Source organism: Alteromonas sp. ALT199 (assembly GCF_018619335.1).
Taxonomy (GTDB): domain Bacteria; phylum Pseudomonadota; class Gammaproteobacteria; order Enterobacterales; family Alteromonadaceae; genus Alteromonas.
In genome coordinates this window covers 19243-27818 of record NZ_JAHHDX010000119.1, presented here as the reverse complement: position 1 = coordinate 27818, position 8576 = coordinate 19243, and the positions used below count along the sequence as shown (strand labels likewise).

Below are 8576 nucleotides of genomic sequence, written 5' to 3'. Positions count from 1 at the left end.
ATTTATAGTGCTTGCAATCCCGAAATTTTACGCTTGTAGAACGCTAAAAAGTTAGTTGTTACTAACATAAATTTCATGCCAGATTGAGTGCTTGAAATACCACCAGATATTGGGTTGCATTACGATTAAAACCTCACTATCTTGTGTTTAGTTCAGCACGTGATCCCAACTAAGCATTCGGGATCGAAAGATCGCGACTTATTTGGAAAATGTGACTTTAATCTCGCTGAAATAACACAGTAAATAAGAATTTAACAAGCAGTCTCTACTTATTACCTATAGGTATCGGTTTAGGCGGTTTTTGTGTGTTCTGTTATCTGGCGTGAGCCAACTAGCATAATACAGATACACAAGTAAATTAAAATGAAAATGGGCAGTGTATAGCCCACGCATAAAGCGCTAACAGACAAACGGCCAGTAACATGAACAACAACCTATTCGTCACCAAACGCAACGGTGAAAAAGAGTCCATCGACTTAGAGAAAATCCACAAAGTCGTTACATGGGCAGCCAAAGGACTCACTAATGTTTCTGTTTCACAAGTTGAAATAAAGGCACAAATTCAGTTCTTCGACGGTATCAACACCAGCGAGATCCACGAGACCCTGATCAAATCAGCGGCAGATCTTATTTCTACCGATGCGCCAGATTACCAGTACTTGGCAGCGCGTTTAGCTATTTTCCACCTTCGCAAAAAGGCTTACGGTCAATTTGAACCGCCAGCGTTATTTGCGCACGTAGGTAAAATGGTTGATATGGGTAAGTATGACAAGCATTTGCTTGAAGACTACACGCCTGAAGAGTTTGCAGAAATGGAAACCTACATCGACCATTGGCGCGATATGAATTTCAGCTATGCTGCGGTTAAGCAACTTGAAGGTAAGTATTTAGTTCAAAACCGTGTTACTGGTGAAATTTATGAAAGTGCACAGTTCCTTTATATCCTAGTAGCGGCATGCCTTTTTGCGAACTACGACAAAGCGACGCGCATGGATTACATCCGTCGCTTCTACGATGCTGCGTCAACGTTTAAGCTATCGCTACCTACTCCAATTATGGCCGGCGTACGTACCCCAACTCGCCAGTTCAGCTCATGCGTACTTATTGAAACAGGTGACAGCCTAGATTCAATTAACGCAACTGCAAGCGCAATTGTTAAATACGTAAGCCAGCGCGCGGGCATTGGTGTGAATGCAGGTCGCATTCGTGCACTAGGCAGCCCTATTCGCGGTGGTGAAGCATTCCACACTGGCTGTATTCCGTTCTACAAATACTTCCAGACTGCAGTAAAAAGCTGTTCACAAGGTGGCGTTCGTGGTGGTGCGGCTACATTGTTCTACCCTATCTGGCATATGGAAGTAGAATCATTGCTAGTACTTAAGAACAACCGCGGTGTTGAAGAAAACCGTGTACGTCACTTGGACTACGGTGTTCAGTTCAACAAACTGATGTACCAGCGCATGATGAAAGATGGCTACATTTCATTGTTTAGCCCGTCTGACGTTCCTGGTCTTTATGATGCGTTCTTCGCCGACCAAGACAAGTTCGAAGAACTGTACGTTAAATATGAAAACGACGACAGCATCCGTAAAAAGCAAATTAAAGCAATGGAACTGTTTAGCTTGTTCATGCAAGAGCGCGCAAGTACAGGTCGTATATACCTTCAAAACGTTGATCACTGTAATACGCACAGCCCGTTCAACCCAGAAGTCGCACCAGTTCGTCAAAGCAACTTGTGCCTTGAAATAGCGCTACCGACTAAGCCCCTTCAGCATGTTAACGACGAGAATGGTGAAATTGCTCTTTGTACGCTGTCTGCGTTTAACCTAGGTGCAATTGAGTCGGTTGACGAGTTTGAAGAACTGGCTGATCTTGCAGTACGCGCGCTTGATAACCTGCTTGACTACCAAGACTACCCTGTTCCTGCTGCGTACAACGCAACTATGGGCCGTCGAACTCTAGGTGTTGGCGTTATCAACTTTGCTTATTACCTTGCTAAGAACGGCGTAAAATATTCAGATCATAGTGCGAACGGTCTCGTTCACCGCACGTTCGAAGCAATGCAGTACTATCTACTAAAAGCATCGAATAACCTAGCTAAAGAGAAAGGCGCGTGTCCTAAGTTTAACGAAACGACCTACTCGCAGGGCATCATGCCAATTGATAGCTACAAGAAAGATCTTGATAGCGTGTGTAATGAACCGCTTCATTACAACTGGGATGCACTTCGTGAAGAGATCAAGACTCACGGCCTGCGTAACTCTACCCTTTCTGCATTGATGCCGTCAGAAACATCTTCACAGATTTCTAATGCGACTAACGGTATTGAACCACCACGTGGTTTCATTAGCATTAAATCGAGTAAAGACGGTGTACTAAAGCAAGTTGTCCCTGAATACGAAACATTGAGAGATCAGTACGAGCTGCTTTGGGATATTCCTTCTAACGATGGTTACCTTCAGCTTGTTGGCATCATGCAAAAGTTTATCGACCAAACTATCTCGGCGAATACAAACTATGACCCAAGCCGTTATGAAGGTAACAAGGTTCCAATGAAGCTTCTGCTTAAAGACCTTCTTACTACCTATAAGCTTGGCGTTAAGACACTTTATTATCATAACACTCGTGACGGTGCATCAGACACCTCGGCGCTAGACGCTAAAGCAAACGAGCCTATGCCGCGACAAGAAGAAGTAGTGGTAGAGGAAGATGATGATTGTGCAGGCGGTGCGTGTAAGATCTAAACACGCCCTTCTGTTCAAATGGCAAGTGTGTGAAAGCAATTTACAATAGCACTTGCCATTAATGTTTTGCAGCAAGAACACAAACAATAATACGCGTTAATCACTAAGTTTTTAGTTAGGCCATCATGAAATACACTACGTTTAATCAGCAAAGTACTAATCCATTGATCGAGCCGATGTTTTTCGGTAACCCCGTAAACGTTGCACGCTACGATCAGCAAAAGCATGCTATTTTCGAAAAGCTTATTGAAAAACAAATTAGCTTTTTTTGGCGCCCTGAGGAAGTTGACGTTTCTCGCGATCGCGTTGATTTTCAAAAATTGACCGATCCAGAAAAGCACATCTTTATATCAAACCTTAAGTACCAGACGCTTTTGGATTCTGTTCAAGGCCGTAGCCCAAATATTGCGTTCTTGCCTATTATTTCACTACCAGAGTTAGAAACTTGGGTTGAAACATGGTCGTTCTTTGAGACTATTCACTCTCGTTCATATACTCATATTCTGCGCAACTTATTCTCAGACCCAAGTGAAATATTCGAAGATATCGTAGTAAATGACGAGATTAAGCGCCGTGCTGCTGATATTTCCAAGTATTATGACGACCTCATTTTTGCTACTCAGCTATGGCAAACACAAGGTGAAGGCATTCATACCGTTAATGGTACTGCATACACCATCAATATGTACGAGCTTAAAAAGAAGCTTTACCTTTGCATGAACTCGGTTAACGCACTGGAAGCAATTCGCTTTTACGTTTCTTTTGCTTGTACCTTTGCTTTTGCTGAGCGTAAGTTGATGGAAGGCAACTCGAAAATCATTCGACTGATTGCCCGTGATGAGAACCTTCATTTATCTTCTACTCAGCACATTCTTAACTTGTGGGCCAAAGGTAAAGATGACCCTGAGATGGCGCAAATTGCGGAAGAATGTAAAGAAGAAGCACGTGCTATCTTTATGAATGCAGTTGAGCAGGAAAAAGAATGGGCAGATTATTTGTTTAAAAACGGGTCTATGATCGGCTTGAACAAAGAAATCCTTTGCCAATACGTTGAGTACATTGCGAATCAGCGTATGTCTGCCATTGGCTTGGACACACCGTTTGAAGTTAGCAGTAACCCACTTCCTTGGATGAATAACTATCTGAACTCAGACAATGTACAAGTGGCACCTCAAGAATCTGAAATAAGCTCTTACCTTGTTGGTCAAATTGACTCAGCAGTGAGTGAAGACGACTTCGCTGATTTTGAGTTGTAAAACTGCAGCTTAATGAGCAGTGACCATAATGCCCTTCGCATCGACATCGTTGATGTGGGGGCAATTGATGCCCCATCAGATAAAACTATCTTAAGCGCTTTAGAAGCGGCAGACGTTCATATTCACTATCATTGCCGTGAAGGATTCTGTGGTGCATGCAGGACCAAACTAATTGAAGGCGAAGTGGAATACACTACCGATCCCCTAGCCTTCATCGATGACGATGAAATTCTTCCGTGCTGTTGCGTAGCGAAATGCCCGTTAAAAATAAAAGTACCCCTTTGACCTTTTTGCTTATCCATTACAGTGCTATTCAAAAACTACCTCTTTGCGGGTAATTCTATTCTTTCAGTCTGCTTTTAACGATTATCACAGACCTGACGATTTTATCTACGGCACTTTTTCTATAGCGTACAACTCTTCATCAATAAGCTGAAGGCGCGACGTGACAACAGCCCTAGCGTCATTCACCCCTTTGTTGTAAAACGATGCCCCCATTTCCTTACTGATGAAATCAAGGAGAAAATCACCGTCAAACTGGCCAAGTGTGGTTCCTAATTCGTCCTCAAAATATCGCTGTAGCTTAGAAATCAAAACTTCTTTCTCGTCCCGAGAGAATGTTATTTCGCTCATTTTTACTCTTACCTAGGTTAACTATAGCAACAATATTAAGCGACAATAATGCCAGTCATTTTAACATTGATAAAGGTTTCTCCCGTTTGTAATTAAGCACTTTACGTTTATTAATAAATGCTTATAACCGACTATCAACATATGAAAATTGACTTGTCTGTTAGGCTTAGTACTATTTTTAAACTTAATCAATGAACAATCACCAGGAAACAAAATGACTGCAAACGCGCTATTTATGCCTTATAAGCAGGGAAATCTTTCACTCGATAACCGTATTGTTATGGCACCGATGACACGCCAATTTTCGCCTAACGGCATACCTACAAGTGATGTGGCGGGCTACTACAAACGTCGTGCAAAAGGTGGCACAGGTCTAATTATAACAGAGGGGACTACCGTAAATGATAAAGTAGCAACTATGGATGCAAATATCCCTCAGTTTCACGGCGATAAAGCCTTAGCCGGTTGGAAAAAGGTTGTAGACGAAGTACACAGCGTGGGTGGCAAAATAATGCCCCAACTTTGGCACGTTGGTATGGCAAGGGTCGCAGAAAAAGCCCCCTACCCTGAGCTCCCAAGCGCGGGGCCTTCTGGGCTTTTTAAACCAGGAAAACAAGGTGCTGAGCCCATGACAGTTCAACACATTGAATCTGTAATAGCCGCATTTGCTCAAGCTGCAGTTGATGCAAAAACCATCGGTATGGACGGGATAGAAATTCATGGTGCGCACGGTTACCTTGTCGACCAATTCTTCTGGGAAGGAACTAACCAACGAACTGACAGCTGGGGCGGCAGTATGGAAAACCGAGGCCGTTTTGCGGTGGAAATAATTAAAGCGATACGCGCTGCAACTGGTCCCGATTTCCCAATCGTGCTGCGCTATTCACAATGGAAACAGCAAGACTATACGGCGCGGTTAGCCCACACACCTAAAGAGCTAGAACAGTTTTTACTTCCCCTGAGTGATGCAGGCGTTGATATTTTCCATTGTTCTCAGCGCCGTTATTGGGAAAGCGAATTTGAAGGTAGCGATCTAAATCTTGCGGGTTGGACGAAGAAGATAACTGGAAAACCAACTATTACCGTTGGTTCGGTAGGACTAAATGATGACTTTTTCGGCGCGTTTAAAGGTCAAGACTCGAGTACTCGTTCAGTAGATGACCTGCTTGAGCGATTGGCATCAGGTGAGTTTGATTTAGTCGCTGTTGGTAGAGCCCTTCTTCAAGATCCAAATTGGGCCAATAAGATAAAAGATAACCGAACTGAAGAGCTGGAACAGTACTCTGGTAAAGCCCTTGCAACCCTGTCCTAATCTAAATAATTAGTTTAAAAATACAATGTGTACACTGGCGCTAGTTAATGCGCCAGTTTTTTTAGAAAGGATTCGAAGGCAGTTTTTACCATCGGCCGTGCTATGTAATAGCCTTGACCATAGTGACACCCCATTTCTTTAAGTATATCGTATTGCTCTTGAGTCTCGACGCCTTCAGCAACTACCTTAATGCCAAGTTTTTTAGCCATGACGATAATAGCCTCACATAGTACTTTATCGTTACTAACGACCGTCATGGTCTTAACAAAGCTTTTGTCTATTTTGATGTAATCTGTAGGAAATTTTTTGAGATAGGATATCGAAGAATATCCAGTACCAAAATCATCAAGGGCTATATCAACGCCGGCCTGTCTAAATTGGAACAACTTTTTAGTAACTTTTTCGTCTGCTTCCATCAGCAAGTTTTCTGTCAACTCGAGTAAAATTGAGCGAGCTGATATATTCTCATTAAACAATTTAGTAAGCCAGTCTGTTATATTAGACTCTTGATGAAAATATTGGCTAGGCGACGTGTTAATACTGATTTGAAGTTCATGGCAATAAAGTGCCTGCCAATACTTCACGTTTTTACACACTTCGTCAAAAACCCAATCGCTTATTTCAATTATCAAGCCAGACTCTTCTGCTAAAGGAATAAATTCATCTGGTGGAATTCGACCTTTCTCTGGATGCTGCCATCGAAGCAAGGCTTCTGCCTTTATTGTCTTAGCGCAATTAAAAGCCGTTATAGGCTGATACTCAATGAAAAGCTCATTATTTTTAACTGCATAGCGTAAATCGTTTAAAAGAGATAACCTTTTTACAGCAGCTTCATGCATGTCTAGTGTGTAGTATTTATAGCTGTTTTTTCCTGACCCCTTCGCTTTATACATTGCTTGATCAGCGTTTTTTAACAGGTCTTTAGTACTACTAGCATCATCTGGATATAAAGTTACGCCTAAACTACCGCTGGTATGCACCCTTTCAACACCGATAAGATATGGCTCGGCTATCACATCCAGCAACTTTTGCACTACGTTGTCGATTGAACTTAGGCTATTTACATGGTTTAAAATAACAACGAATTCATCTCCGCCAAGCCTTGAAACTGTGTCGTTAGCACGTAAATTTTGTTTAATCCGCTTTGCACACTCTATTAAAAGTTCATCGCCTACGTCGTGCCCGAGCGTATCATTGATATCTTTAAAGTTATCTAAATCTAAGAAAACTACGGCGACCTTGTCATTTTCTCTATCGGCAGTTTTAATCGCCAAATCGAGATGATCAAGCATAAGGTTTCTATTAGGTAACCCCGTAAGCGTATCAAAGTTTGCCTGATTCCAAATAAGATCGCTCGCCAACTCTCGCTCTATAGCAATGCTGGCAATATGCGCAAACTGTTCAATAAGTACAACTTCTTCAGAGGTGGGTACGGCTTTGTAGCTATGATAAATTGCAAAGGTACCAATTACGTTTCCATTGGCCCCTCTAATAGGCTGAGACCAACAGGACGCTAGCCCCGCCTGCGCAGCTAGGTCTTGGTAACCATCCCAAAAAGGGTGTGTACTTATATCCTCTACAACTGTCGGGCTGTTAGTTGCTGCTGTATTACCGCAAGAGCCTACACCTTGACCAATTTCAAGACCATCAATGGCATCATTATAAAATTCAGGCAAAGAAGGGGCCGCGCCTTTTCGAAGTTTGCCTTCTTGTAGTAGTAAAATACTACATAGTTTATTCGGGTACTCGCTTTCAATTGAATCGACAATATCAAAAAGCACATTATGCAGAGACTCAGCATTCACTACTTTCTCGAGAATAGCGCTTCTAACACGCGTAATTTTCTGTGTCTGCGCTAGGCGGTCTTGGTATTCAGTAATTTGTTGAGTTAGCGCTGCGTGCTCCTTCCTACAAATTTCTGCTTTTGCAAGCTCTGCAAAATGTTCAAGCTGCGATAATTGATTTTTGTTTAAATGGTGTGGCTTAGCGTCAAAAACACAAAAAGTACCTACCGCATAGCCGTCTACAACAAGTTTTATTCCCGCGTAAAATCGTATATGTGGCTTACCTAAAACAAATGGATTGTCTTTAAATCGCGCATCTTCCTTTGCGTCGGGGATAATGAGCGCGTTTTTTTCACATATAGTGCGGTTGCAAAATGCAATCTCTCGAGCAGACTCTTTAATATCGAGATTAACCGACGATTTAAACCACTGCCTATCTAAATCAATAAGAGTAATAGCTGCATGACGACAATTAAACACGCTACTTGCTAACTGAGTAATTCTATCGAAACGCTCTTCAGTGTGTGTATCTAGCAATCCTAATCGCTTGAGTGCAGCCACTCTATCAACTTCACTGGTCGATACTTCAGAAATTGTCACGATACACTCCACTAAACACCCTAATAAATGCCCTTTATTTGATTGTTAAAAACAACATTGCCCGTTTTAAATTCGCAAAACCTTACATTAATAGTAGGGTTTAAAGTATTTCTCTTTAGTCTACAAGGGCATACTAACAACAGTTATATTGTAACTACCCGTGAGTATAGGCAATTTTTCAAAAAATGCGCTTTTATAAGAAGTCAGTGATAAGAAACGTCTAATATACTCAATTAAATAATGCCAA

General features: G+C 42.0%; 6 protein-coding genes. 4 read left to right on the top strand and 2 right to left on the bottom strand.

The annotated features are described in order from the left end of the window. Positions 1-422 precede the first annotated feature (422 nt). The 3 genes from nrdA to yfaE all read left to right on the top strand — a co-directional run bounded on the left by nrdA (position 423) and on the right by yfaE (position 4285). Positions 423-2744: a class 1a ribonucleoside-diphosphate reductase subunit alpha gene (gene nrdA, locus KL866_RS13070; RefSeq protein WP_025255378.1), complete on the top strand. Its 2322-nt coding sequence runs from the start codon at positions 423-425 to the stop codon at positions 2742-2744. Positions 2745-2869: 125 nt separating this feature from the next. Next, complete coding sequence (gene nrdB / locus KL866_RS13065) at positions 2870-4000, top strand: class Ia ribonucleoside-diphosphate reductase subunit beta (protein WP_025255379.1); 1131 nt, start codon at positions 2870-2872, stop codon at positions 3998-4000. 12 nt (positions 4001-4012) lie between these two features. After that, a complete protein-coding gene (gene yfaE / locus KL866_RS13060) occupies positions 4013-4285 on the top strand; it encodes a class I ribonucleotide reductase maintenance protein YfaE (RefSeq protein WP_025255380.1) in 273 nt (90 codons plus the stop codon). Positions 4286-4390: 105 nt separating this feature from the next. On the opposite strand, the gene KL866_RS13055 is transcribed toward yfaE, so the two are convergent. Next, a complete protein-coding gene (locus KL866_RS13055; protein ID WP_025255381.1) occupies positions 4391-4633 on the bottom strand; it encodes a DUF2164 domain-containing protein in 243 nt (80 codons plus the stop codon). 214 nt (positions 4634-4847) lie between these two features. Between KL866_RS13055 and KL866_RS13050 the strand changes: the two genes are divergently transcribed. Further along, positions 4848-5945: an NADH:flavin oxidoreductase gene (locus KL866_RS13050; RefSeq protein WP_025255382.1), complete on the top strand. Its 1098-nt coding sequence runs from the start codon at positions 4848-4850 to the stop codon at positions 5943-5945. Between the two features lie 44 nt (positions 5946-5989). Here KL866_RS13050 and KL866_RS13045 read toward each other — a convergent pair whose 3' ends face one another. Beyond that, entirely contained in the window at positions 5990-8329 is a 2340-nt protein-coding gene (locus KL866_RS13045) for an EAL domain-containing protein (RefSeq protein ID WP_025255383.1), read from the bottom strand. Positions 8330-8576 lie beyond the last annotated feature (247 nt).

What these genes read in the sequence shown, in the direction of transcription:
- nrdA (WP_025255378.1), top strand. Translation starts at nt 423, where the DNA reads ATGAACAACAACCTATTCGTCACCAAACGCAACGGTGAAAAAGAGTCC.
- nrdB (WP_025255379.1), top strand. Translation starts at nt 2,870, where the DNA reads ATGAAATACACTACGTTTAATCAGCAAAGTACTAATCCATTGATCGAG.
- yfaE (WP_025255380.1), top strand. Translation starts at nt 4,013, where the DNA reads ATGAGCAGTGACCATAATGCCCTTCGCATCGACATCGTTGATGTGGGG.
- KL866_RS13055 (WP_025255381.1), bottom strand. Translation starts at nt 4,633, where the DNA reads ATGAGCGAAATAACATTCTCTCGGGACGAGAAAGAAGTTTTGATTTCT.
- KL866_RS13050 (WP_025255382.1), top strand. Translation starts at nt 4,848, where the DNA reads ATGACTGCAAACGCGCTATTTATGCCTTATAAGCAGGGAAATCTTTCA.